Genomic DNA, 382 nt, shown 5'->3' with positions numbered 1-382 from the left:
GCCTTGATAACCTGGGTATCCTCGCACGCGACCTGGTCGCCGACTACGATATCCTGCAGGTCGATATGCGCAATCACGGTCTTTCCCCGCGCGATCCGCAGATGACCTACGCCGCGATGGCTCAGGATCTGCTCGACACCCTTGACGATCTGCAGCTGGAAAAAGCGACCTTTATCGGCCACTCAATGGGCGGTAAAGCGGTGATGGCGCTTAGCGCCCTCGCGCCGGAACGCATAGACGGCCTGGTGGCTATCGATATCGCGCCGGTGGATTATCACGTCCGCCGCCATGACGAAATCTTTGCCGCCATCAACGCCGTAACCACCACCGGTGCCGCCACCCGCCAGCAGGCGGCGGCGCTCATGCGCGAGCACCTGCAGGA

At 62.3% G+C, this 382-nt stretch carries 1 protein-coding gene; it reads left to right on the top strand.

What is annotated here, in order from left to right:
• On the top strand, positions 1–382 hold a 382-nt coding region (locus FJV41_RS56760; protein WP_141649715.1), incomplete at both ends, for an alpha/beta fold hydrolase.

Source organism: Myxococcus llanfairpwllgwyngyllgogerychwyrndrobwllllantysiliogogogochensis (genome assembly GCF_006636215.1).
Lineage (GTDB): Bacteria > Myxococcota > Myxococcia > Myxococcales > Myxococcaceae > Myxococcus > Myxococcus llanfairpwllgwyngyllgogerychwyrndrobwllllantysiliogogogochensis.
Note: the sequence above shows the minus strand (reverse complement) of the source record. Positions and strands in the feature narration are given on the sequence as shown.